The 24,844-nt window shown below is 60.3% G+C and carries 25 protein-coding genes; 14 read left to right on the top strand and 11 right to left on the bottom strand.

Translation table 11 applies throughout. The features are described from left to right. The first annotated feature begins 56 nt into the window (after nt 1–56). The 4 genes from ACZ5Q2_RS06555 to ACZ5Q2_RS06540 all read left to right on the top strand — a co-directional run bounded on the left by ACZ5Q2_RS06555 (nt 57) and on the right by ACZ5Q2_RS06540 (nt 3,944). The gene (locus ACZ5Q2_RS06555; protein ID WP_058091449.1) at nt 57–368 is read left to right on the top strand and encodes a DUF3301 domain-containing protein; all 312 of its coding nucleotides are present in this window, start codon (nt 57–59) and stop codon (nt 366–368) included. A gap of 116 nt (nt 369–484) precedes the next feature. Beyond that, nucleotides 485–1,411, top strand: a complete 927-nt coding sequence (locus ACZ5Q2_RS06550; RefSeq protein ID WP_230712914.1) for an esterase/lipase family protein — start codon at nt 485–487, stop codon at nt 1,409–1,411. A 7-nt stretch (nt 1,412–1,418) separates the two neighbouring features. Next, entirely contained in the window at nt 1,419–2,513 is a 1,095-nt protein-coding gene (locus ACZ5Q2_RS06545) for a lipase secretion chaperone (protein WP_230712912.1), read from the top strand. 75 nt (nt 2,514–2,588) lie between these two features. Then, nucleotides 2,589–3,944: a sensor histidine kinase gene (locus ACZ5Q2_RS06540; RefSeq protein ID WP_230712910.1), complete on the top strand. Its 1,356-nt coding sequence runs from the start codon at nt 2,589–2,591 to the stop codon at nt 3,942–3,944. On the opposite strand, the gene ACZ5Q2_RS06535 is transcribed toward ACZ5Q2_RS06540, so the two are convergent. Beyond that, complete coding sequence (locus ACZ5Q2_RS06535; RefSeq protein ID WP_106693921.1) at nt 3,913–4,575, bottom strand: response regulator transcription factor; 663 nt, start codon at nt 4,573–4,575, stop codon at nt 3,913–3,915. The two genes, ACZ5Q2_RS06540 and ACZ5Q2_RS06535, sit on opposite strands and share 32 nt — an antisense overlap. Before the next feature lie 207 nt (nt 4,576–4,782). Between ACZ5Q2_RS06535 and ACZ5Q2_RS06530 the strand changes: the two genes are divergently transcribed. The 3 genes from ACZ5Q2_RS06530 (at nt 4,783) to ACZ5Q2_RS06520 (ending at nt 8,400) form a co-directional block, all read left to right on the top strand. Next, entirely contained in the window at nt 4,783–6,099 is a 1,317-nt protein-coding gene (locus ACZ5Q2_RS06530; RefSeq protein WP_432210331.1) for a substrate-binding domain-containing protein, read from the top strand. A gap of 130 nt (nt 6,100–6,229) precedes the next feature. Further along, nucleotides 6,230–7,525 (top strand): pyridoxal phosphate-dependent aminotransferase, encoded by a 1,296-nt coding sequence (locus ACZ5Q2_RS06525; protein WP_138435865.1) that lies wholly within the window; start codon nt 6,230–6,232, stop codon nt 7,523–7,525. A gap of 50 nt (nt 7,526–7,575) precedes the next feature. Continuing rightward, nucleotides 7,576–8,400 (top strand): inositol monophosphatase family protein, encoded by an 825-nt coding sequence (locus ACZ5Q2_RS06520; protein WP_230712906.1) that lies wholly within the window; start codon nt 7,576–7,578, stop codon nt 8,398–8,400. Between the two features lie 439 nt (nt 8,401–8,839). Here the strand turns inward: ACZ5Q2_RS06520 and slmA are convergent, their stop codons facing one another. The 9 genes from slmA to ACZ5Q2_RS06475 all read right to left on the bottom strand — a co-directional run bounded on the left by slmA (nt 8,840) and on the right by ACZ5Q2_RS06475 (nt 17,377). Next, nucleotides 8,840–9,427: a nucleoid occlusion factor SlmA gene (gene slmA / locus ACZ5Q2_RS06515; protein ID WP_152439215.1), complete on the bottom strand. Its 588-nt coding sequence runs from the start codon at nt 9,425–9,427 to the stop codon at nt 8,840–8,842. A 118-nt stretch (nt 9,428–9,545) separates the two neighbouring features. Next, a complete protein-coding gene (locus tag ACZ5Q2_RS06510; protein WP_058091455.1) occupies nt 9,546–10,355 on the bottom strand; it encodes a thiazole synthase in 810 nt (269 codons plus the stop codon). 51 nt (nt 10,356–10,406) lie between these two features. Continuing rightward, nucleotides 10,407–10,607, bottom strand: a complete 201-nt coding sequence (thiS, locus tag ACZ5Q2_RS06505; protein WP_058091456.1) for a sulfur carrier protein ThiS — start codon at nt 10,605–10,607, stop codon at nt 10,407–10,409. A gap of 17 nt (nt 10,608–10,624) precedes the next feature. Next, a complete protein-coding gene (locus ACZ5Q2_RS06500; protein WP_106694074.1) occupies nt 10,625–10,975 on the bottom strand; it encodes a DUF423 domain-containing protein in 351 nt (116 codons plus the stop codon). Between the two features lie 34 nt (nt 10,976–11,009). Beyond that, nucleotides 11,010–11,813, bottom strand: coding sequence for a symmetrical bis(5'-nucleosyl)-tetraphosphatase (locus ACZ5Q2_RS06495; protein WP_230712905.1), 804 nt, complete (start codon nt 11,811–11,813; stop codon nt 11,010–11,012). Then, entirely contained in the window at nt 11,806–12,639 is an 834-nt protein-coding gene (gene rsmA, locus ACZ5Q2_RS06490; RefSeq protein WP_072676171.1) for a 16S rRNA (adenine(1518)-N(6)/adenine(1519)-N(6))-dimethyltransferase RsmA, read from the bottom strand. The genes ACZ5Q2_RS06495 and rsmA overlap by 8 nt, the downstream gene beginning before the upstream one ends. Continuing rightward, entirely contained in the window at nt 12,636–13,646 is a 1,011-nt protein-coding gene (gene pdxA, locus ACZ5Q2_RS06485; RefSeq protein ID WP_058091459.1) for a 4-hydroxythreonine-4-phosphate dehydrogenase PdxA, read from the bottom strand. The genes rsmA and pdxA overlap by 4 nt, the downstream gene beginning before the upstream one ends. After that, nucleotides 13,643–14,986 carry a peptidylprolyl isomerase gene (locus ACZ5Q2_RS06480; RefSeq protein WP_342631279.1) on the bottom strand — a complete coding sequence of 448 codons (1,344 nt, stop codon included), beginning with the start codon at nt 14,984–14,986 and terminating at the stop codon, nt 13,643–13,645. The genes pdxA and ACZ5Q2_RS06480 overlap by 4 nt, the downstream gene beginning before the upstream one ends. Before the next feature lie 69 nt (nt 14,987–15,055). Then, nucleotides 15,056–17,377, bottom strand: coding sequence for an LPS-assembly protein LptD (locus ACZ5Q2_RS06475; protein WP_342632558.1), 2,322 nt, complete (start codon nt 17,375–17,377; stop codon nt 15,056–15,058). A gap of 238 nt (nt 17,378–17,615) precedes the next feature. Here ACZ5Q2_RS06475 and ACZ5Q2_RS06470 point away from each other — a divergent pair, with 238 nt between their 5' ends. Genes ACZ5Q2_RS06470 through ACZ5Q2_RS06460 form a run of 3 tightly spaced genes read left to right on the top strand, consistent with a single transcriptional unit; the run spans nt 17,616 to nt 20,103 of the window. Continuing rightward, complete coding sequence (locus ACZ5Q2_RS06470; protein WP_342631280.1) at nt 17,616–18,662, top strand: aminoglycoside phosphotransferase family protein; 1,047 nt, start codon at nt 17,616–17,618, stop codon at nt 18,660–18,662. Further along, nucleotides 18,659–19,351 carry an N-acetylmuramate alpha-1-phosphate uridylyltransferase MurU gene (gene murU / locus ACZ5Q2_RS06465; protein ID WP_061330775.1) on the top strand — a complete coding sequence of 231 codons (693 nt, stop codon included), beginning with the start codon at nt 18,659–18,661 and terminating at the stop codon, nt 19,349–19,351. The genes ACZ5Q2_RS06470 and murU overlap by 4 nt, the downstream gene beginning before the upstream one ends. Next, entirely contained in the window at nt 19,348–20,103 is a 756-nt protein-coding gene (locus ACZ5Q2_RS06460) for a DnaJ domain-containing protein (RefSeq protein WP_138435873.1), read from the top strand. Before murU ends, ACZ5Q2_RS06460 begins: the two co-directional genes overlap by 4 nt. 25 nt (nt 20,104–20,128) lie before the next feature. Here ACZ5Q2_RS06460 and ACZ5Q2_RS06455 read toward each other — a convergent pair whose 3' ends face one another. Beyond that, complete coding sequence (locus tag ACZ5Q2_RS06455; RefSeq protein ID WP_230712899.1) at nt 20,129–21,052, bottom strand: DUF3530 family protein; 924 nt, start codon at nt 21,050–21,052, stop codon at nt 20,129–20,131. A gap of 95 nt (nt 21,053–21,147) precedes the next feature. Between ACZ5Q2_RS06455 and rpe the strand changes: the two genes are divergently transcribed. From rpe to ACZ5Q2_RS06435, 4 genes are all read left to right on the top strand, one after another. Then, complete coding sequence (gene rpe / locus ACZ5Q2_RS06450; protein ID WP_230712897.1) at nt 21,148–21,834, top strand: ribulose-phosphate 3-epimerase; 687 nt, start codon at nt 21,148–21,150, stop codon at nt 21,832–21,834. Then, entirely contained in the window at nt 21,831–22,520 is a 690-nt protein-coding gene (locus ACZ5Q2_RS06445) for a phosphoglycolate phosphatase (protein ID WP_230712895.1), read from the top strand. Before rpe ends, ACZ5Q2_RS06445 begins: the two co-directional genes overlap by 4 nt. A gap of 235 nt (nt 22,521–22,755) precedes the next feature. After that, nucleotides 22,756–24,243 (top strand): anthranilate synthase component I, encoded by a 1,488-nt coding sequence (gene trpE, locus ACZ5Q2_RS06440; protein WP_230712894.1) that lies wholly within the window; start codon nt 22,756–22,758, stop codon nt 24,241–24,243. A gap of 16 nt (nt 24,244–24,259) precedes the next feature. Then, a complete protein-coding gene (locus ACZ5Q2_RS06435) occupies nt 24,260–24,838 on the top strand; it encodes an aminodeoxychorismate/anthranilate synthase component II (protein WP_061330781.1) in 579 nt (192 codons plus the stop codon). The last annotated feature ends 6 nt before the right edge of the window (nt 24,839–24,844 follow it).

Here is a 24,844-nt window from a genome sequence, read left to right as displayed (position 1 = left end):
GATCTGTCGGCTGGTGAAATCAGCCCAACCCACAAAAGCTCAGGATCGCCAGCACCTTGACCCTCGGAAATCTTTTCTGGCTGTTTGTCGCCGGTTTTGCCATCTGGTACTGGTGGAAAGCCAAGGACATCAAAGACTTCGTGCTACAGGCCGCACACCGTTACTGTAAGACCATGGATGTGCTGCTACTGGATGATGCCGTTTACCTGCGCGGACTCTGGTTCAAACGCGACCGCAACGGAAAACTCCGGGTATGGCGCCGCTTCCTGTTTGATTTCACCACCACTGGCGAAGAACGCTATACCGGGCGCATCATCATGCTCGGCCGACAGATTGAGCACATGGAACTGGAACCCCACCGGTTCTGAGCCCAGCACACGTACACCCTTTCACCTCACCCAAATGGGCGATTACGCCAGACCCGACCGCCGGGCAATACTCCTCGTTGCATTACGACAACCAACAAAAACAACAGGAGTCTTTTATGCGAATTGCCATGCCTCTCCGGCTGATGGCCGCGGCCCTCATGCTGGTCTTCTCAATGGTGAGCCACGCCAGCTACACCCAGACCCGCCACCCGATTGTGCTGGTTCATGGTGTGACCGGTTTCAACACCATCGGTGGTCTGGTCAACTATTTCCACACCATCCCCTGGAACCTGGAGCGCAGCGGCGCAAAGGTCTACACCGCCAGTGTTTCATTCGTAAACAGCAGTGAGCAGCGCGGTCAGCAGCTGGCCAACTACGTCAACAGTCTTGGTCACTCCAAGGTCAACCTGATGGCGCACAGCCAGGGCGCGCCCACCTCTCGGGTCACCGCAGCCCTGATCCCCCACCGTATTGCCTCCGTTACCTCCATCAATGGTGTCAACAAAGGCTCGAAAGTAGCTGACGTGATCCGGGGCGTACTGCCACCCGGCAGTTACGTGGAAGGTGGGGTTGACGCCATCGCCAACGCGCTTGGAGGCCTGATTAACGCTTTGTCTGGTTCCAACAACCCGCAGGACGGCGTTGCCGCGCTGGAAACCCTGACCACTCCGGGCACAACCAGCCTGAACAACGCCCTGGGCTGGAAAGGGGTTAACCGAAACACCTGCGCCGGCACCGCTGAAGACGTCTGGATCAACGGTAACCGGGTGAAGTTCTTCTCCTGGACCGGCCGCGGCATCTGGACCAACGTGTTCGACATCACCGATCCGTTCCTGGGAGTCACCTCTCTGGCTTTCGGCAGTGAGCCGAGCGATGGCCTGGTGGGCGTTTGCTCCACCATGATGGGCAACGTCATCGGCACCCACTACGACATGAACCATGTCGATGCCATCAACCACCTGCTGGGTGCACGCTCACTCTGGACCAACCCGGTCAGCCTGTACCGCAGCCACGCCAACCGTTTGAAGAACCGCGGATTGTGAGAACAGTATGACGAACAAACCCATCGCATTGCGTCGATGGGTGCTTCCCGGGGCACTGCTGGCCGTTGTGGCCGGCAGTGGCCTCTGGTGGGCACTGACGCCGCAAGCAAACATGGTCACCGCCAGCGCAACACCTCAGCAGGCAACTGAAAAGACCGCTCAGCAGTCTGGTTCAGCCAGCCACGACGCGGCACCCGTTGACGCCCCCACCCCATCGGTTACTGGAACCCGAACTCCCGAGTCGCTCGGACCAAACCCATTTGCGCCGTCGTTGCAGGGCACTGATATAGATGGCGTTCTACAGGCCGACGACAACGGTCAGCTGATCGTGAATCTGGAGGTCAGGGATTTCTTCGATTATTTCCTGAGCACCGTCGGCGAGGTATCACCGGAAACCGCCATCGGCCAGATTCAGCAAATGGCCCGCCAACACCTGCCAGAACCCGCCGCACAGCAAGCCCTGGCCCTGCTGGATCAATATCTGGCTTACAAACAGGCTTCTCTGGAAGTCATGCAAACCGAACTGGACCCGGCCCGCCAGCATGAACCGGCCTATCAGCTTTCTGCTCTGGGTAATGCCCTGGCTCAGCTGAAGGGTCTGCGGCAACAAACCTTCGCACCCGACGCTCATCAAGCCTTCTTCGGCATGGAAGAAGCCTACAGCGAATATACCCTGGCCACGCTTGCCATTCAGCAGCGGGCCGACCTGACCGATCAGGGTAAACAGGCCCTGGTGGAATGGCACCGCAACCAGCTGCCAGACACCCTGAAATCCACCGAACAACGGCTGGAAGCCAGCGCACAACAGCACCAGGAACGGGTTCTCGCGGTGGAGTCGGCCACCTCCCCGGAAGCGGCGGGACAACGACTCACCGAGCTGGGGCTTGATCGCCAGAGCGTTGACGGCGTGGTCAGTTACCTCCAGCAACAGGAAGCCTTCCAGGCTCGGTTCGAAAGCTTCCGGAAGGACCTGCAAAGCAGCGTTGCCGGCGGTCTCGTGGACGCCGAACAACAGCAACATCAGGAACAATTGTTACAGCAACACTTCCAGGATGAACAGGAACAGACCTGGGCAAGACTGAAGCTGCTGGATCAAAGCTGATCATAATGTGCGGAAGCGCCTGAACTCGGCGCTGCCGCGTATTACAATCGGGCGAAGACGCAGTTGGAACCCGATATGAACGCCGAGCAAATCCGACAACAACAAACCCTGGGTTTCAGGTCTCTGAACTTTACCCCCGAGCTGGAAAGCCCGTATCGGGATTCCCGTTCTGCCATGATCCGGCAACGGGCAAGGCCGGTATCGATTGCCGGCCTGGCCCTGTACCTGGTCTATGCGATCGTAGACATTCTCACCCTGCCTCCGGAGCTGGCCAGTATAACCGCCGGGGTTCGCCTGGCCGTGGTCTGCCCGATAATCATCCTGGTGCTCATCCTCGCCTATCAGGACAAGCCTTCAGACCAGACGTTCGAGAAACTGTATACCGCCGCCTACCTTGTTGGTGGTGTCGGCGTGATCGCCATCATCCTTACGGCCCGAAAACAGGACTATCCGCTGCCCTATGAGGGCATGATCCTGATGCTCATGTTTGGCTATTTCGCTATGGGCCTTCCTTTCAAAACTGCCGCGGTGGCCTCCAGCCTGCTGGTCATCGCCTATCTGAGCACAGAGGTCTTTGCCGGCACGCCCACCGCCGCCATCCTGAGCAATGGCTTCTTTCTGTTGACCGCAAACGCCATCGGCATGATTGGCTCCTGGGTCAGTGAATACCGGCATCGCGCGCACTTCCTGGACCGCCAGTTATTGGACCTGATGCACCAGGCTACCGAAGATGAGAGCCGGCGGAAGACCGAACTGATTACCGCCGCCAGCCACGATCTGCGCCAGCCTTTGAATGCTATTTACATCACCCTGGAAAACCTGAATCCAGGCGAACAGGATAACCACCAGAGCTCCGTCATTGCTCAAGTCAAAGATATGGTGGCCCAGCTACGCCGCCTGCTCGGAACCGTGCTCGACAGCGCTCGCCTGAGTGAAGGCATGATCCAACCGGAAATAGTGCCGGTCAGCCTCGAAGCCATGGTTCAGGAACTACACGACCTGATGAACGAGACGCTCGGCCAACGCAATATCACTCTGACCATTGAACCACAGCCTGCCGGTTATCCCGTTCTGGCTGACCCGGGCCTGTTGCTGCGTATACTGCAGAACCTGGTGATCAATGCGGCCGACCATAGCGGTGGCAATACCATCACCGTCAGCAGCCAATGCCAGGACCACAGGGTAAGGCTACAGGTAGCCGACAACGGCAAAGGGGTGGCGCCGGAGCTGGGGGAGCAGTTGTTCCAGCCCTACGTTCGTGGCACCAGCCCGGCGACCTGCCCGGGGCTTGGTTTGGGGCTGACCATCGTCCGGGAATTCACCGGCCTGATGAATGGCCGGTGCGGTGTCGACTCCCGGCCTAAACAGGGTAGCGTGTTCTGGGTTGAGCTACCGGCCACTACAACCAGCCAAGCGCCCGGGCCTTGTTAACGCACTCTGTCCGGTTGTGAACACCGAGCTGGGTGAAGATCGCCTTCAGGTGGGTTTTCACGGTGTGTTCAGTCAGGTCCAGGCTTTGGCAGATGCGTTTGTTGGGGAAACCCTGAGCCAGCAGGGCCAATACCTCCCGCTGCCTTGGCGTCAGGGGAAGGTCGTCAGTAGCGAAAGCCGTCAGGCCACCGGGGAAGTAGCTCTGCCCCTGTCCCACTGCTCGCATCATTCGCACCAGTGATGCCCTGCTTGCGGATTTGGCAAGAAAACCTTTGGCACCGGCGGCCCTGGCGGCCCGCACCGTCCCTTCGTCATCGCTGCTGGAAATGATGACAATGGGCGGTTTGGCACTCTGACCAGACAGCCGGGCGAACAGAGATAGCCCCACCTCACCGTTGAGGGCGACATCCAGCAGCACCAGATCAATGTTGTCATCGTGCCTGAGGGCATCGGCAGCTTGTTCAACCGACGAGACAATGTTCACCTGCGCTGCCAGCATCTCCTGCTGAATCAGACCCGCCAGTCCTTGAGCAAACAGCGCATGGTCGTCCACCAACAGCACCCTCCCGAAGAGTGATACTGCCGATGCCGGGGCGGATTCGGCACCCCGACCAAGCGTTGTCGCAATCATTCACAGTCTCCCGCACTGTTTATTTTTGTTTCCGGGGATACGCCACTATAAGCCAGCCAGACCAATCACTCAGCGGCCTGCTTAACACTTTATTACATAGGTGCCTGTTCTTATCCGCTCACTGCAACCGACTGAAACACAAATGTCATAATTCTGAAGCATGCTTCCCCTTATTCAACCATCTGTTATAAATAGGTTTTTCAACTAATGGCGAAACCACCAAGGAAGTTTTTCACTCTCTGCCTGTTCGTTCTCGCGGCGGTCATGCTGTCTCCGGCATCCGCCCATGAGCTTGAAATTCACGGGTCGAACACCGTTGGCGCCACACTGGCCCCCATGTTGGTCTCCGGGTATCTACAGCAGCTTGGCGACGGCAACCCCAGCAGCCGGCCCACTGGTGAGGAAAATGAACAGATCCTCAGTGCCAACGCCGGCGGCCGGAATCTCAGTGTTCTGGTGGCGGCGCATGGCTCGAGCACCGGCTTTCGAACCCTCGCCAGCGGCCGGGCCGGCATCTGGGCATCATCCCGACCGGTGAAGCCATCCGAGGCCGACCAGGTGCGTGCGCAAGCCGATCTCACCGCGCTGGAAAGCGAGCATGTGATTGCCATTGATGGCCTCGCCATCCTGGTGCACCCATCCAATCCGATCAATCAGCTCAGCATCGACACCATCGGCCAGATCTTTGCCGGTGAGATTCGCAACTGGTCAGAGCTCGGAGGCAGTAACCGGGCTATCACCCTGTACGCGCGGGACGACCGCTCCGGTACCTGGGACACCTTCAAATCCCTGGTGCTGGGTAAAGCCTACCCCCTGCACCCTGAAGCAATGCGTTACGAATCCAACGACCAGCTCTCTGATGATGTGTCCAGAGACCCGGGTGGAATCGGTTTCTCAGGCCTGGCCTCTGTACGCAACAGCAAACTGTTGGCGGTTTCCGACGGCAACGCACCGGCCCTGAAACCGAACCAGCTCACCGTTGCCAGTGAGGACTACCCGTTATCCAGGCGGCTGTTCATGTACACCATGGGTGATCGCACGCCGGAATTGGCCGCCCAGTTGATCGAGTTTGCCCTGGGCACCAACGGCCAGGCGCTGGTGGCCGAGTCCGGTTTTATTTCCCAGAACCCGATTGCGGTGAAACCGGACTTCGATGCCTCCGTGCCGCTCACCTTCCGTCGCCTGACCGAGAACTACCAACGGCTGACCGTAAACTTCCGGTTTTCCGAAGGCCGTACCAAACTGGACAACAAGGCACAACGGGACCTGATGCGAGTGAAGCGTTATCTCGAAGCGCAAGGACGCTCAGCGGAAGACCTGTTGCTGATCGGTTTCGCCGACACCCAGAGCCATGAACTGAGGGCCCAGATGATCTCCGAACTGCGGGCGCTCTCTGTGCGCAAGGCGTTAAACGAGGCAGGCCTGCCCCGGGTCGCCTACACTGGTTATGGGCACTATATGCCGGTGGGCGGCACCGGCAATCAACGTAACGGCCGAGTGGAAGTCTGGATCAAAGACCGATAGCACCGGATAGTCAGGGGATTCGACGAAAGTTTCGCCCAAGCCTTCGGCAATCCCCTATCCGCACCGGTATCACAGATATGTTTGGGTTTCCTATACTGCCGTTGTCACCACCAACCAACAGACCGGGACAATGGACATCAAAAAAGACCACCGCTTCGCCATCAACCTGAACGTTCGGGGCATTCAGCCCTCTTCCACCCTGCGGATCAACGAGCTGAGCAACCAGCTACGTTCCGAGGGCAAGGACATCATCAAACTTGGCTTGGGCCAGTCGCCATTCCCGGTGCCCGAGCGCGTGGTTGATGCCCTCAAAGAGCACGCCCACGAGAAAGATTACCTGCCGGTGAAAGGCCTCAAGGGCCTGCGCGAGGCCATTGCCGGTTACATTAACCGGGCCGAGCGCATGCGTTGCACCTGGGAAGACGTGCTGATTGGCCCGGGCTCGAAAGAGCTGCTGTTTATTCTGCAGCTGGCCTACTACGGTGACCTGCTGATTCCGCGCCCGAGCTGGGTATCCTATGCGCCTCAGGCGCGAATCATCGGCCGCTCGGTACACTGGCTGCCCACCCACGCGGAAAACAACTGGCAGCTGACGGCGGAAGAACTGGACATCATCTGCCGGGACGACCCGTCGCGCCCGCGTATCCTGATCCTGAATTACCCGTCCAACCCTACCGGTTGCACCTACACCGACGACCAGTTGCTGGCCATCGCCAACGTGGCGCGCAAGTACAACCTGATACTGTTATCGGATGAGATCTACGGTGAAGTGCACTTTGAGGGCAAGCATAAATCCATCGCCCGTTATTACCCGGAAGGCACCATCATCAGCACCGGCATGAGCAAGTGGCTGGGTGCCGGCGGCTGGCGCCTTGGTGCCTTCATCTTCCCGCCGGAACTGCGCCCGCTACAGGATGCCATGGCCATCATTGCCAGTGAGACCTTCACCTCCACCGCAGCGCCCATCCAGCATGCCGCCATCACCGCCTTTGACGGTGGCGAAGACATCGACGAGTACCTGAAACAGTCCCGTCGGGTGCTGAAAGTGGTGGGTGAATACGTTTACACCCGTTTGAGCGCCATGGGTGCCGTGGTGCAAAAGCCGGAGGGGGCCTTCTACCTGTTCCCGGATTTCTCCAGCTTCAGCGACAGACTGGCCCGGAGGGATATCAAGACCGCCCAGGCGTTCTGCACCGCTCTGCTGGAGGACACCGGCGTGGCCATCCTGCCCTCCAGTGACTTCGGCTTTGTGCCGGACCACCTGGGCGCGCGCCTCGCGTTCGTCGACTTCGACGGCACCCAGGCCCTGGGCCTGGCCGGTGGTGACTACGCCGAGCAGGCGCTGGGTGACGATTTCGTCAAACAGGCCTGCCCGCGCATTGTGCTGGCCATGGACAAGATGGAGAAGTGGCTGAGCAGCCTGTAAAGCCGCGCCGTGCTAAACTGGCACCCTCACGTTGTTCAACTGGGGGTGCCATGTCTGATTCCGTTTCTCTGCGCGAAATCACCGATTTTGCCGAAGCCCTGGCCAGGGAGGCCGGCGAGCTGATCCGCCACGAGCGCCAGGAAAACACCCTGCGCACCGACTACAAGCAGCAAACGGAACTGGTTACCCACGCTGATGTGATGGCCGACGAATTCATCACCGGCGCCATCCGCGAACGCTTTCCCAATCACCGCATCCTGTCTGAAGAAACCATGCCGGACCTGTCCCAGGCAGAAGAGCTGGACACGCCGCTGTGGATCATCGACCCCATCGACGGCACGGTAAACTACGCCTACGGTCACCCGCAGGTGGCGGTGTCCATTGCCTATGCGGAGCGCGGCCAGGTTCAGGTGGGTGTGGTGCACGCGCCTTTTCCGGGCGAAACCTTTCGGGCCACCAAGGGCGAAGGCGCCACGTTAAACGGCCAGCCCATTCGCCACAGCGGCGCAACGGACCCCCGGCAAAGCCTGTTTGCCACGGGCTTCCCCTACACCAAGGATAATCTGGAACCGCTGGTGCGCCGACTGGATGCCATGATTCACCAATGCCGGGACCTGCGCCGCATCGGCTCGGCGGCCCTGGACATCTGCTGGGTGGCCTGTGGCCGTCTGGATATCTACTACGAGAACGTCAGCCCCTGGGACTTCGCCGCCGCCCGCCTGATCGCCTGGGAAGCCGGCGCCACCGTCGGCCACTTCGGCGACGTGCCCGATGGCTACCCGGCCGACCTATGGGGCCGCGACATCCTGATCTCTGCACCGGCGGTATGGGAACCCGTGCGGTCCATACTCCGTTCTGCTTCGGGTTATGACTGAGGCCGTTTTTTTTGTTTCTGCCGGTTTGGGTTGGGAGTTTAGATCTGCCTAGCCTGCGATTTTGCGCGGTTAGGCACTGGCTGGAGGCCCTTTCCCGAAAACGCTACGAGCACATCCATGTGCGCTTCGCTCCGGCCATCCCTGGCCTCCGAGATTTCGGGAAAGGGCCTCCAGCCAGTGCCTTTCGAACTTCACGGGAATCGCATTAACAGCGCCACTTTTCTCTGTAAACCAGCGATAAATCCAGTTCGGTTTCAGTGAATTGGGTATATCACCGAAATCCGATCGTTGTGGGCGGGGTTTGCCTTCGCAGAATCTCGAAGGCCAGGGATGGCCGGAGCGAAGCGCACACGGACGTGCTTGTAGCGTTTCTGCGAAGGCAAACCCCGCACACAACACTCCCAAATTCGACAGGCTAGGGGTAGACGAACACCAAGCCTCAACCCCAAACAGCCTCGGAAACCAAGCTCCAAGCCTCGTCGAAATCAGCAGAGGGCAAACGAGCGAATGAGGACCGGACGAACCGCTGGATGCGGCCTTCCAGAAACACCATCACGAAATCTGCACCACGGGCCGCGCTGGTTCGAGGCCGCAGGCTCTGGCGGATTTCGCCTTCCTTGAGAGTTTGGCGAAACTGGGTTTCCAAACGCTCGAAGAACTGGGATGCGCGCTTGCGCAGGGACTCATCCTCGCCCATCAGGGCATCGCCCGTCAGCACGCAACACAAACCCGGATTACGCTCAGCGAACACCAACACCAGATGCACCAGCTGCTGAAGGCGAACCCGCACATCTTCCTGCTCCTGAAGCACCAGCTGGCAACGGGAGAACACCGCCTCCTCGGCAAATTCGATCAGGGCTTCGAACATTTTCCGCTTGCTGGGAAAGTGCCGGTACAAGGCCGCTTCGGTGACACCCACGGTTTTAGCCAGGCCGGCGGTGGTGATCCGGGCCCCGGGGTCGTTTTGCAGCAATTCAACAAGGGCCTGCAGGATGGTGTCCCGCCGGCTGGGTTTCTGAGTGGTCATATCAGTACTACAGCGCTCTGTTTTTTTGGCCACCGACAACACGGACCTGCACGGACACTGGGATATTCTTTCTATCCGTGTCAGGCCGTGCCGTCCGTGGCTAAGGTTTTATATTCTTTTAGAAGAAAGTGCCGTCAATCGGTGACGACGCACTGGCGTACAGCTTCTTTGGCATACGTCCAGCAAGGTAGGCCTCGCGGCCGGCTTCGATGGCCAGGCGCATGGCGTTGGCCATTTTGATCGGGTCTTTGGCCTGGGCGATGGCGGTGTTCATCAGTACGCCGTCGCAGCCCAGCTCCATCGCGATGGTGGCATCCGAGGCAGTGCCAACGCCCGCGTCGACCAGTACCGGCACCTTGGCGTTCTCGACGATCAGTCGGATGTTGTAGCGGTTCTGGATGCCAAGGCCGGAGCCGATAGGCGCACCCAGGGGCATGATGGCCACGCAGCCCATTTCTTCCAGGCGCATGGCCAGCAGCGGGTCGTCGGAGCAGTACACCATCACCTTGAAACCGTCTTTGATCAGCTCTTCGGCGGCGGTCAGGGTTTCCGGCATATTGGGGTACAGGGTTTTGTGTTCACCCAGCACTTCCAGTTTCACCAGGTCGTGGCCGTCCAGCAGCTCCCGGGCCAGCTTGCAGGTGCGTACCGCGTCTTTGGCAGTGTAGCAGCCGGCTGTGTTGGGCAGGATGGTGTAGGTGCTCGGGGAAATGACATCCAGCAGGTTCGGCTCGTCCGGGTTCTGGCCGAGGTTGGTACGGCGCACCGCCACGGTCACAATCTCGGCACCACTGGCTTCGATGGCGTGGCCGGTTTCCATCAGGTCGTGATACTTGCCAGTGCCCACCAGCAAGCGGGACTGGTACACCTTGCCTGCAATTTCCAGGGGTTTGTCTTCGGGGAGCTGGATTTCCGGGGTATCTGTCATAACCTACCTGAGTTCAGTGAAAAGAGGGGGCGCGTTCAGCTGAACGCAAACTTAACCGCCGCCGATGGCGTGCACCACTTCCACCCGGTCGCCATCGCTCAGGGTGAAACTCGGGTGCTGACTGCGGGGCACAATATCTTCGTTGACCTCAACCGCGACCCGTTTTCCGGCCAGCGTGAGATGCTCAATCAAGGTCGCAATGGTTGCTCCACCGGGGAGTTCCATGTGCTCACCATTTACCTGAACCTGCATGGTTCGGATCACCTCCGTTACTTTTTCAGGGCCGCAGCAACCAGCAGGGCCCAACCGATCATGAAGCAGACACCGCCAATGGGCGTAACCGGCCCGAGCCAGTGATGGCCGGATAACACCAGCAGATACAGGCTGCCGCTGAACAGCACAATGCCTGCGAGCCAGAAGCCGCAAGCAATACCCAGCAGTCGCCGGGACAAGCCCAGGGCCGGCATCAGGCTCGCCGCCACCAGTATCAAGGCGTGATACATCTGGTAACTGACGGCGGTCTGGAACACTTCCAGGCCCCGCTCGCTCACCACTTGGCGCAAACCGTGGGCTCCGAAGGCACCCGCCATCACCGCCAACAGGCCGCCCACAGCACCCATCACCAGAGCCCAGCGAATCACCGCTTCTGAGGGTTTAAGCGCAGTCACAGTGAATCAGCTCCCCGGAATCCAGGTTCATCAGCGTCAAGGCGCCGCCCCAGACACAGCCGGTATCCAGGCCGATAAACCGGTCGCTGCCGGTGTTGCCTTCCAGCGCAGCCCAGTGGCCGAAGATCACCTTTACGTCATCTTGCCGGGGGTAGGTAAACCAGGGTGCGAAGCCCGGCGGTGCATTATCCGCCGACTCCTTGGTGGCCAGCTCCAGGCTGCCGTCTTCGGCGATAAAGCGCATCCGGGTGAAGTAGTTGGTGATCACCCGCCAACGGTCCATACCGGTGAGGGTATCACACCAGCGCTCCGGCTGATTGCCATACATTTGGCTGAAATAGTCCTGCGCCTGGTCGCCCCGGATCACCGCTTCTACTTCCCTGGCGCAGGCCACTGCCTGGTCCACGCTCCAGATATGAGGCAGCCCGGCATGGGCCATAACCAGGTTACGTTTCTCGTCGTGCACGCACAGATATTGTTGACGCAGCCAATGGATCAAGCGGTCATGGTCCGGTGCATCCAGGATATCGTGCAGGGTGTCTTTGCGCTTCGGGCTGTGGCCCCCCAGGGCAACCGCCAGCAAGTGCAAATCGTGATTCCCCAACACCACCACGGCAGCGTCGCCCAGGCTTTCAATGTAACGCAGGGTTTCCAGTGAGGCGGGCCCGCGATTAATCAGGTCGCCCGCCACCCAGAGCCGGTCCCGGGAGGGCGAAAAATCCACTTTCGCCAGAACATCCCGCAACCGCTCATAGCAACCCTGAATATCGCCAATGGCGTAGTCAGTCATTACTTACCTCATCTACCTCGACGTTAAGCGGGCCGGAGTCCGCCAGCAGGTCGGCAATCTTGACGTAGTCGGCCAGGCTCAGGTTTTCCGGCCGCAGGCCGTCGTTGATGCCCACAGACTGCAACTGTTCCACCGTCACCAGGGCCGCCAGTGCCTTGCGCAGGGTTTTCCGGCGCGCGTTGAAGGCGGTGCGCACCACGGCCTGAAGGGTCTTGAGGTTCTTGGCCGGGTGCGGCAATTCTTTGTGAGGCACCAGCCGGACGATGGCGGAATCCACTTTCGGAGCCGGCCGGAAAGCCCCCGGGCCCACTTCAAACAGCGGCTGCACCTTGCAGAAGTACTGGGCCATGATACCCAGTCGGCCATAATTATTGTCGCCCGGCGTGGCCGCCAGCCGCTGCACCACTTCTTTCTGCAACATGAAGTGCATGTCCTGAACCACCCCGGACTGCGCCAGCAGGTGGAAGATCAGCGGCGTTGAGATGTTATAGGGTAAGTTGCCGACGATTCGAAGTGGGCGACCATCGACCACCAGCTGGCTGAAATCGAAACTCAGGGCATCGGCTTCGTGAATCCGGAACTCGGGATAATTGAAGAACTTGGTGCGCAGCACCGGAATCAGGTCCCGGTCCAGCTCCACCACCTGCAGGCGCGGATTAACCGCCAGAATCTCTTCGGTGATCGCACCGAGACCAGGACCAATCTCGACGATGGCATCGTCCGGTTTCGGATTGATCGACCGGACAATCTTCTCGATCACGCCCGGATCATGAAGGAAGTTCTGGCCGAAACGTTTACGGGCCTTGTGGCCCGGATGGTTACTCATGATGACTCTCCGGCAATAGCCGCCCGGCGGCAGCGGGCCATGTGTTCGCCTACGCGAATGGCGGTGTGCAGGCTGCCGGCGTCGGCCTTGCCGGTGCCGGCCAGGTCCAGGGCGGTGCCGTGGTCTACCGAGGTACGGACAATGGGCAGGCCCAGGGTGATGTTAACGGCCCGGCCAAAGCCCTGAAATTTCAGTACCGGCAGGCCCTGGTCATGGTACATGGCCAGCACGGCATCAGCGTTATCCAGCCAGTGTGGGGTGAACAGGGTATCGGCCGGCAGCGGGCCGGTCAGTTTAATACCTTCGGCCCGGAGCTTATCCAGGGTCGGCTCGATCACTTCGATCTCTTCCCGGCCCAGGTGGCCACCCTCACCAGCATGGGGGTTCAGGCCCGCTACCAGAATGCGCGGCTGGTCGATGCCAAAAAAGGTTTTCAGGTCGGCGTTAAGAATGCGCGTTACCTGGGTCAACCGTTCGGGGGTAATGGCCGCAGATACGTCCTTCAGGGGTAAGTGGGTGGTTACCAGCGCCACCCGCAATTCCTCAGTAGCCAGCATCATCACCACCCGTTCAACACCGCAGAGTTCCTGCAGAAACTCGGTGTGGCCGCTGAACGCGATTCCGGCTTCGTTGATTACGCCTTTGTGAACCGGCGCGGTCACCATACCGTCGAAATTGCCATCCAGGCAGCCCCTGGCGGCGGTGGTCAGGGTATCGAGCACATACTGACTGTTGCCGGCGTGTAGCCGGCCCGCGACTATGGACTCGCAGCCTTCCACATGGCGCACCGACACATGGCCAGCCCGGGTGTCCGGCGTCTGGCCCGGGTGCCAGTCGTGCAACTCTACGGCCAGGCCAAGCTGCCGGGCACGATCTGCCAGCAGCGTTTTGCAGGCCACCACCACGATGCCGGCCTGGCGCGGTTCAAGTGCCAGCTGCAGGCACAGTTCCGGCCCAATGCCCGCTGGCTCGCCGGCAGTCAAAGCCAGAATCACCGGTGTCGTCATGACGCGTTGTTTTCCTCACTGGCCGGGTTCAGATCGGCGTAGTCCCCTTTGAACTCGACAAAGGCTTCATCGCGAATTTCCCTGAGCCAGTTCTGAAGTTCGGTTTCAAACTTGCGCTGGTAGATAGCTTGCCGGGCCTGGGACTCCCGGTTTTCAGCGGTCACGTCCTGTTGCCGGCGCTCTTCTACCTGAAGAATGTGCCAGCCAAACTGGGAACGCACCGGCCCGTAAATCTCGCCCACATCGGCCTCCATCATGGCCTGCTCGAAAGCCGGAACCATCTGGCCGGGGCTGACCCAACCCAGGTTGCCGCCATCGGAGCCGGACACCGGGTCATCCGACAACTCCCGGGCCAGGGCAGCAAAGTTCGCGCCGTCCTGCAATTGCTGGTAGATATCGCGAATGCGGTTTTCAGCCTGGGTTTCGGTTACCGCTTGGGAGGGGCGAATCAGGATATGGCGCACCCGGTGCTGCTGGATCACCGTTTGCTGCTCGCCACCGCGCTTGTCCATCACCGTCACCAGGTGGAAACCGCTGTTGTTCTCAAGCACCTCTGAGGGCATGCCTACTTCCATGTTCGGCACCACCGGTGCAACCAGTGATGGCAACTGACTCTCTGTACGCCAGCCCATATCGCCGCCTTCCAGAGCGTTGCCAGCATCCGATTCGGCAACCGCCACTTCCCGGAAGTCGCGACCATCGATGATCTGCTGGCGCAGGTTTTCCGCTTTTGCGCGAGCCTGCTCAACGGAATCCTCGTTACCGGGGTCATCTACCTGGATAAAGATATAAGCCAGGCGGTATTCCTCAGCATCCGGCCCCCGGCCGGCCTGGGCCTGCAGGTAATTCTCAACCTCCCGGTCAGTGATTCGGACCCGGTTGCCAACCCGGCGCTGCTGAACCCGGCCAGACAACATTTCATTACGGATCTGTTCCCGGGCCTGCTGGTAGGTAACGCCCTCTTCCGCCAGTTGCTCTTCAAACTGCTCCAGGCTCAAGCCGTTACTACGGGCAATATTGGCCAGGGTCTCGTTCAGCTCGTTATCGCTGATGCGCATCCCCATCTGGTCCGCCATCTGCAACTGAAGAGACTCGGAAATCAGCTGTTCCAATACTCGCTCTTCCAGCAGTTGCCGGGGCGGCAGGCCGGTGCCCTGGGCACTGAGACGGCCAACAATGGTATTTACCCGCGCATCCAGTTCGGTCTGGAGGATGACATCGTCATCCACAATGGCAACCACCCGGTCCAGCACTTGTCGCTCGGCGTGGGCAGAAACCGACACAGCCAGCATGGCCATGGTCAGCAGCAGTGTCAGTCCGTGGCGTAACGTCGCCTTCATAATCACCTCTTGATGTGTACATTCCCAGCCAGGCCTTCAGAACAGGCTGGCTGATGACATTGGTTCGTTTTAACGGCGCGGAGTTCCAAAACGGCGGCGCTCGCGTTCGTCATAGCCGTAGATGGCATCAGAAATATTGTCGGAGGCGCCACCACTACCCCCGAGCCCTTTCAGTTCAATGCGGAACAGCACACGGTTATCCAGCTGTTCATCGTCCGTCAGGTACTTCTGGTGAACTACCTGAACGCTCCAGCAGCAGTTGTTGTATTCAATACCCGCCAGGGTACCAACGGTACGTTCCAGGCCGGAATCATAAACCCAGCGACCGATTCCGCTAACACGGTTGGTCACTGGGAAAACAACACCAACATCACTCTGTTCCAGCTCGTCTGGTCGGCTGTAGGTGTGGCCCAGAGTGGCCAGGTAACGATAATCCTGTGAGTGGAAGATTAGCTGGCTTCGGCCTTCTTCGGTTTGCTGGGTGTCGGGGTCCCACAGGCCGGCACTGCGAATCTCCAGATTCTCCAGCGGATTCAATACCAGCTCACCGGCCAGCGGTGAGCGGCTTCTGTCGGAGGCGCCCTGGCCGAACAGGTCCACCTCCCGATCATCGAAATAGCGCACCTGCCCGATGCTGACCCTGGCACGCTCCGCCCCGGTCACCAAGTCATTGAACCGGCTGGTCAGGGCGACGGTCAACTGGTTGGCGTCACCCACCCGGTCACCGCCGGTGAAGCGATCCCGCTCAAACAACTGGTCGAAGCGGAAGCTCTTGAGCCCGGTATCAAAGTCCGGGATGTGATTCTGGTCAGCGTCGGCATCGGCCCAGGCATAATACAGCCGGGGCTCCAGAGTCTGGTTGTAAGGCACATCGAACAGGCTGGAGCGGCGATCGAAATACAGCCCGTTATCCCACTCAAACACCGGCACCGTTCGGTCAAAGCTGCCGCTGCCCTGAGTGTAATCTTCCAGGTCATAGCGGGTGTAATCCAGACTGACCGACGGTCGGGTGAAACCCCAGAGCCTGCGCACAGGCAGGGCCAGTTCCGGAATGGCTCGAACCCGCTGGCCGTTGGCCCGGTCCAGGCCGGTCAGATTCTCGTTGTCGCGATAGAACCAGGTGTACTGGCTCTCAAGATTGGCCTCAACGTGCCCGAATTCGCCGGTTCCGGCGTAGAGAATCTCCGGCAACTGGGCGTAGGGCTTGTCGACATCGGCAATCCGGTCCCGGATGGTCTGGTAACCGTTCAGGTAGGCGTCGAAATACTGGTTATTGCCGGAATAACGCACACCACCGCGACGTTGCAGGTGCGTTGCCTGATCGATTTCCAGGGAGCGGTTGAGGTCGCTGAGGTAGTCCTGGTCAGAGACCACCGAATAGTCCCCGTAACCGGTCCAGCCGCTGCCAAACCGGGCTCGGGTGGTGAAATCCAGCGCCCAGCGATCGCCACCCTCGCCTGGATTGTCAGTCTTGAAGGCAGAATCGTTGTCGATATAACCCAGTTGCAGGACCGATTCACCAAAACGGCTCAGGTAACGCCCTTCTACTTCGGTGAACAGCCCACGGCCATGAATGTACTGGGGTGTCAGCGTGGCATCGTAATGGGGCGCCAGGTTCAGGTAATACGGTAAGGCCAGATAGCCGCCGCTGCCGGCGCTGGAGGAACCGAACTGGGGGTACAGGAAACCGGTTTTGCGGCGGTCATCAATGGGAAAGGTGATGTAGGGCCAGTAGAACACCGGGGTATCCAGCACCTCCAGGCGAACGTGGCGGGCGCTGCCAAAGCCTTCCTCCTGATCCAGGGCAATATCAGATGCGACGATAGACCAGTCGTTCTGATGGGGCCCACAGGTGGTCAACATGCCATCGGTGATCAGCACCTGATGCTCGCCGACCCGGGACAAGGACGAAGCCCGGCCCCGCATCTCAGACTCATGCAACAGGAAGGTGGCGGTATTGATATCCAGCTGCCCGGACTCCACCGAGTAGCGGGCGCTGTCGCCGGTGAGCAAAAACCCTTCGCCACGGCTGACCAGTGGGCCGACAAGGTCCAGCTGCCCCGTTTGCTGGTTATAGCGGGCTTCGGAGCCCGTGGCCTGAAATTCACCCTGGCGCAGGCGCACATCGCCCTGCAGGAACAGCTCGGAATCCAGCTGATAGCGAGCATTCAGGGCGCTGGCCTCCAGCGGTGCTTCCCCGGTCTCCGCTCCGGACAGCAAGGGCATCTGGGCGCCAGCCGCCGACGATGGCAGGTATCCGCCTTCACAAAATACCGGTAATCGATCCCTCACCTCGGGCGGCAGCTCACTGCGGGGGCGCCAGTCGATTTCCGCCGCACTGGGAGCCTGCTCCTGGGCATTTGCTACTCCGGAAACAGGCAAAAGCGCCATTGCCAACAGGAGCCTGGCGAACCGGTGCTGGGGCCACGACAGGTAACGGTAACGGCTGGGCACGGTAGCGAAGTTCCTGTTCCGGGTGAATGGGGGCTCGAAGAAAAACAGCTGCCTAGTTTACACGCGCCCCACGGGCTTGTTAACGGAAACACCGCTGCAAATCCGTTTTACGCTCTTTATACTGCTCTGCTAACGTTTGCACTCAGTCATTGAACTCAGGAAGCGCAGCATCATCATGGATATCCGCCTGCAACGGCTGACCGAATGGGTCAGGCACATACCCGGTTTTGAAACCGCCAGCCCCGAGCCGGTTTCCGGTGACGCCAGCTTCCGCCGGTACTTCCGGGTTTGGCAAAGCACCACTGGCAAAGCCCCGGTGCCGTTTATCGTTATGGATGCCCCGCCCGAGCATGAAGACTGCCAGCCCTTTGTGGCTATTGCCCGGCACTGGCGCCAGCAAGACATTATGGTCCCGGCCATTGCCGATGAAGACCTGGCCCAGGGTTTCCTGCTGCTGGAAGACTTTGGCGACCAGCTGATGCTGCCAGCCCTGGCCCAGACCAACGCCGAGACACTGTACCGGCAGGCACTGGATGAGTTGGTCAGGATCGGCCAGGTGTCCTCGCCGGGCAATTACCTGCTGCCACCTTACGATGAAGCCCTGCTGGACAGGGAGATGGCGCTGTTCCCCGACTGGCTGCTGGAGCAACACCTGCAACTGACACTCAGCAATCAGGAACGGGCACTGCTGGACACCACCTTTGCGCTCCTGAAGGAGAGCGCCCTGGCACAACCGGAGGTCACGGTGCACCGGGACTACCATTCCCGGAACCTGCTGGTACTTGCCGGCTGCAAGCGCCCGGGGGTGATTGATTTCCAGGATGCAGTGCGCGGGCCGGTCACCTACGATGTCGTTTCCCTGCTGAAAGACTGCTATGTGCGCTGGCCCGAACACCAGATCGCCGACTGGCTCGAATATTTCCGCACCGCCGGCCTCGCGACCGGCCTGCATCGCGCCGATCCGGATACCTTCCGGCAATGGTTTGAGCTGATGGGCATGCAACGGCACCTGAAGGCCGCCGGTATCTTTGCCCGCCTGGCAATCCGGGATGGTAAAACCGGGTACCTGGACGACATCCCCCGCACCGTTTCTTACCTGCGAGACGCCAGCGCCCGGCAACCGGCGCTCCGACACTTCCATGAATGGCTGTGCGACCGCGTACTGCCCGCCATTGAACAGCGTATTGGCCCCGTTCCCGGGCAGGAGAGCAGCCAGCAGTGAAAGCCATGATCCTGGCCGCCGGCAAGGGCGAACGCATGCGCCCGCTGACCCTGACCACCCCGAAACCCCTCCTGGTCGCCGGCGGCAAGCCGCTGATCGTTCATCACCTGGAACACCTGCGTGACGCGGGCTTCCGCGACGTCGTCATCAACCACGCCTGGCTGGGTGAGCAGATAGAGCAGCAATTGGGCAATGGCAAGCAGTTTGGCCTGAGCATTCGCTACTCGGCCGAGGGCGAGCCACTGGAAACCGCCGGCGGCATCGTCCGGGCGCTGCCGTTGCTTACCGACCGGGGAGACGACTGGTTTCTGGTGATCAATGGCGACATCTGGAGCGATGTCTCGTTATCGGACCTGCAGCCTCCGGAACAGGATAACTGCCTTGCCGTTCTGGTGATGACGGATAACCCCGAGCACCACCCGGAGGGGGATTTTCACCTTGAAGCCGATGGCGCCCTGATCACAAGCGGCGGCAGCAAACTCACATTCACCGGTATCAGCCTGCTGCATCGAAAGCTGTTCGATGGCCTGGATGACACATCCGGCAAGCTGGGCCCGGTGCTTCGCAAGGCCATGGCAAGCCATCAGGTTCGGGGCCTGTATCATGGTGGCCGCTGGGTGGATGTTGGTACCCCGGCCAGACTGGCCAAGCTGGACAGGCAACTCGCCGACGGCAGGCACCAGGCATGAGCAAACCCAGCACGCCACCGTTACCCGCGAGACTGGAGTCGGTGTTCTCCGACCTGCTCAAAGAGCTGTCCAGTTGCGGGCACCAGGCCAGCACCCTGATGGAGAGAGCAAGGCTGCCGCGCTGGTGCCGCAAACCCCTGTTCTTTTTCCTCGGCTACATTGCCAAGGCCGACGGCCGGGTGATGGAAGCAGACATCCGTTACGCCGAGGCCCTGATGAAAGCCCTTGGCCTTTCCAACCGCCAACGCAAGAAGGCGATTGATCAGTTCCAGCGGGGCAAGGCCGCCAGCCAGCTACCCCTGAGGCAGGGCCTGCTGTTCCGTTTGCTGGCAGCGATATGGCCCGGACCAGCCCTGAAGACTGCCATCTGCCTGTGCCACGGCGCCCAGGTACTGGGCCAGCCCGGCAAAGCCCGGCGCTACCGCTGCGAAGATGCCATCGACCACATCGGCCTGCCGGTGGCGGTCAGCGACGACATCTTTGAAAGTTACGCCAGCAAAGTCTGGATCCGTAACGCCGGCGCTATCGCCAAGCCGGATACCTATGAACAGGCCTGCCAGATCCTCGGTGTGACCCGACGGGACGACCTTGAATCCATCAAACGGACCTATAGAAAGAAGGTGTCCGAATGTCATCCGGACAAACTCGCCCAGCAGAAACTGACACCATCAGAACTGGCCATGGCCAAGGACCGACTGCTTCGCTACCAGCAGGCCTGGGAACTGATCAAACAACGCCACCGCCCACTATAAGCCGTCGCCGCAGCCGCCGGACCGTTCAGCGATTCATCCAGGCCTGAATCCGGCTGGCCACCCGCTCTGCATCGGCCCGTTGCGGCGGAGTTGACAACGCCATGGGTTGACGCCGATAACCACTGACCTGCTCCCGCGCCAGGGCAGCCGCCCGCGCAACCGCCGGATGCCGGCCGGCGTCATCCATGGCGTGCAGGTCGAGAACCCGCCACGGCCTGTCTGCCGACAACATCGCGGGCAATTCCGGCAACCTGTCACCGGAGAAACGTGGCGCCAGCCAGATCACCCCGGACAACGCCCCCTGGCCCAGTGCCCAGGCCGTCACATAATCGGCCGACCAGCCAATACCCGACACCGCCGGCCGCTCGTATCCGCGCCGCTCCAGCTCACCGGCGGCAGCATCCAGCAGCTCGCGGATAGAGTTGCGGTAGTCTGACATCACCTCCTCCAGGGCTTCTTCCTCAGCCACGTCAATCATCACCGAGGATTGCAGCTGGTCATCCTCAGGCGGAGCTGTCTCCTGCGGCTCTGGCACTAGCCGTTGTTGTCGGCGCCGAACCACACTTTCCGGAGGCGGCCGAAGCCCCAGTGTCATCACTGCCACGCCACGCTCCGCCAGGGTATCAAGAAGCCCGCCGGCCAGACCTTCAGCCGCTGCCTGCCCCTCGTCTGCCAGCACAATCAGCGCGCCACGTGCCGGTGTTTTCAACTCTGGCTGGAACAACGCCAGTGCCCGGCTATCGTCATCCAGATCCAGCCATACTGTTCGCTCAGGGAACTGACGGGCCAACGACCACTCACCCAGGCCCGTCAGCGCCGTCGCCCTGCGCTCCATAGCGTGGGGCGCGCCCTGGTCCGCTTCCGGCTCGTTCTCCTGCGCCGATACCGTCAGCGCCAAACCGACCAACAGCAACCAGAGAACCCCAATACCTGCTCGACCTGTGATCAAAACCGCTTACCTCACGCTGCGAAAATGCCTGGCAAACTGATAGACTAGCAGGGTTCCTGTGCCGCCGATAATTCACCTGATCAAGAGAGCCTTTGATGAACCCTTACCTGATTGCCCCATCCATTCTCTCCGCTGATTTCGCCCGCCTGGGCGAGGAAGTCAACAACGTTCTGGCCGCTGGTGCCGACGTGGTTCACTTTGATGTGATGGACAATCACTATGTCCCCAACCTGACCATCGGCCCCATGGTGTGCGAGGCCCTGCGCAAGCACGGTGTGACTGCACCCATCGATGTGCACCTGATGGTCTCCCCGGTGGATGACCTGATCCGCATGTTCATTGACGCCGGTGCCAGCTACATTACTTTCCATCCGGAAGCCAGCAACCACGTAGACCGCTCCCTGCAACTGATCCGCGACGGCGGCTGCAAGGCCGGGCTGGTGTTCAACCCCGCCACGTCCCTGAGCCACATGGATTACGTGATGGACAAGCTCGACATGGTGCTGCTGATGTCGGTGAACCCGGGCTTCGGTGGCCAGAAGTTCATCCCCGGCACCCTCGACAAGCTCAAGGAAGCCCGCAAGAAGATTGATGCCAGCAACTACAACATTCGCCTGGAAATCGACGGCGGCGTGAAAACCGACAATATCCGGGAAATCGCCGAAGCCGGCGCCGACACCTTCGTGGCCGGCTCTGCCATATTCAACACCCCGGATTACAAGGCCACCATCGACGCCATGCGCGAGGAACTGGAGCAGGCCCGCAAGGTGATTGGCGGATGAGCCTGAAAGGTCTGTTCAACGCCCGCTGGCCGGGCGTGGCCCTGTTTGATCTGGACGGCACCCTGGTGGACAGCGCCCCCGACCTGGCCGCTGCGGTAGACCAGATGCTGGAACACCTCGGCAGGAGCCCGGCCGGGCTTGAGAAAGTACGCAACTGGGTAGGCAATGGCGCCCCGGTACTGGTGCGCCGTGCCCTTGCCGGGAAAACCGACTGGGAACCCGCCGCGCCCAAAGATGACGCACTGTTTAAAGACGCGCTGGCGATCTTCTACCACGCCTACGGACAACTGAACGGCCGCCATGCGGTGGTGTTTGACGGCGTCAACGAATGCCTTGAGCACCTGAAAAGCCTGGGCTGCCGGATGGCCGTGGTGACCAACAAGCCGGACCAGTTCGTTCAGCCACTGCTGGAGAAAACCGACCTGGACCGGTGGTTTGAGCTGTCGGTTGGCGGCGACACCCTACCAGTGAAGAAACCAGACCCAGCGCCGCTGCTGCACGCCATGGAACAACTGGGCGGCACCCGTGGTACCACGGTGATGGTCGGTGACTCCAAAGCCGACGTAAAAGCTGCCCTGGCGGCGGGCATCCCATGCGTAGCCGTGAGGTATGGCTACAATTTTGGCGGGCCGGTAGACAGCCTCGGCGCAGACGCTGTTGTTGATTCGCTGGCCCAGCTTTTGTAATCTCGCAAGGACGTTTTACTTTGAACACATCCATTCGGGAGATTCCTGCCGTGCAGGGACTGAATCTGACTGCAGCGCGAGGCATCCTGACAACCCGCGCAACACGATGGTGGCGATGGCGCACCGGCTGAGCAAGCCACAGGGCCCATGGCGCATGCCTGCTTGCCCGCACCACCGGTCACAGCGGTGTAACACCGTTCTGACAAAACGCAGATCAGATTCAGGAAACCGAACCATGACACCCGAGCAATTCCACGAGCTCGCTGAAGCCGGCTACAACCGTATCCCCGTATACCGCGAAGTACTGGCGGACCTGGACACGCCCCTCAGCACCTATCTGAAACTGGCCAGTGGGCCCTACTCCTACCTGTTCGAGTCGGTACAGGGCGGAGAGAAATGGGGCCGTTATTCCATTATTGGCCTGCCGAGCCGGGAAGTGCTGAAAGTTTTTGACCACCGCATTGAGGTCAGCCGCCACGGCGAGGTGGTTGAACAGGCCGAAGTGGACGACCCCCTGGTTTTCGTGGACGACTACCAGCAACGGTTCAACGCCCCGGACCTGCCGGAACTGCCCCGTTTCAATGGTGGCCTGGTGGGTTACTTCGGTTATGACACCGTGCGCTACATCGAGAAACGCCTGCGCCACAGCTGCCCGCCCGACAGAATCGGCACCCCGGACATCCTGCTGATGGTGTCCGATGAAATCGTGGTGTTCGACAACCTGCGAGGCAAGCTGCACCTGATCGTGCACGCCGACCCATCACTTAACGGTGCCTACCAAACGGCACAGGCCCGCATCGACGAATTGGAAAACCGGCTACACCGCCAGACTGCCAACGCCCCGCGCACCCCGGAACATCTGCGCGGCAAGGTGGTGGACGAAAGCGATTTCATCTCCGGCTTCAGCCAGGACAAATTCGAAGCGGCGGTGGACAAGATCAAGGGCTACGTACTGGACGGCGACGTGATGCAGACCGTTATCTCCCAGCGCATGTCGATCCCGTTCGAGGCACCGCCGCTAAACCTGTACCGTTCGCTGCGCGTGCTCAACCCATCACCGTACATGTACTTCCTGGATCTGGAAAACTTCCACATTGTCGGCTCGTCTCCGGAAATCCTGGCCCGGGTGGAAGACGAGGAAGTCACCGTTCGTCCTATTGCCGGCACCCGCAAACGCGGCGCCACCGATGCCGAAGACAAGGCCCTCGAAAAAGAACTGCTGGCCGACCCGAAAGAGATCGCCGAGCACCTGATGCTGATCGATCTGGGCCGCAACGACGCCGGCAGGGTATCGGAAACCGGCACCGTGAAGCTGACCGACAAGATGATCGTGGAGCGCTATTCCCACGTCATGCACATTGTTTCCAATGTCACCGGCCGCCTGAAACAGGGCACCAGTTGCCTGGACGTGCTGCGCGCCACCCTGCCAGCGGGCACCCTGAGTGGCGCCCCGAAAATCCGCGCCATGGAAATCATCGACGAACTGGAACCGGTGAAGCGTGGCGTCTACGGCGGCGCCGTGGGCTACCTGTCGTTCAACGGCAACATGGACACCGCCATCGCTATCCGCACTGCGGTGATCAAGGACAACACCCTGCACATCCAGGCCGGCGCCGGCGTGGTGGCAGACTCCATTCCCCGCCTCGAATGGAAAGAAACCATGAACAAGGGCCGCGCGATTTTCCGTGCCGTGGCCATGACCTACAACGACTACGACCATTGAGGCGGAGGAACAGATTATGTTGCTGATGATCGATAACTACGATTCCTTCACCTACAACGTGGTGCAGTACCTGGCGGAGCTGGGTGCCGATGTGCAGGTATACCGGAACGACGAAATCACCATTGAGCAGATTGAAGTCCTGAAACCGGAGCGACTGGTGATTTCCCCGGGCCCCTGTACACCGAACGAGGCGGGCATCTCCATGGACGCCATTCGCCACTTCGCCGGCAAACTGCCAATCCTGGGCATCTGCCTCGGCCACCAGGCCATTGGCCAGGTGTACGGCGGCGACATCATCCGCGCGGGCAAGGTGATGCATGGCAAGGTGTCGGCGGTGTACCACAATGACGTGGGCGTGTTCCGGGGCCTGAACAACCCCCTGCAGGCCACCCGTTACCACAGCCTGGTGATCGACAAGAACACCCTGCCGGATTGCCTGGAAGTCACCGCCTGGACCCGCAACGACGATGGTTCCGTTGAAGAAATCATGGGCGTGCGCCATAAGACCCTGCCCATTGAAGGCGTGCAGTTCCACCCAGAGTCGATCATGACCGAACAGGGCCACGAACTGCTGCGCAACTTCCTGAGAACATAACAAGAG

This window comes from Marinobacter alkaliphilus (assembly GCF_055394375.1).
Note: the sequence above shows the minus strand (reverse complement) of the source record. Positions and strands in the feature narration are given on the sequence as shown.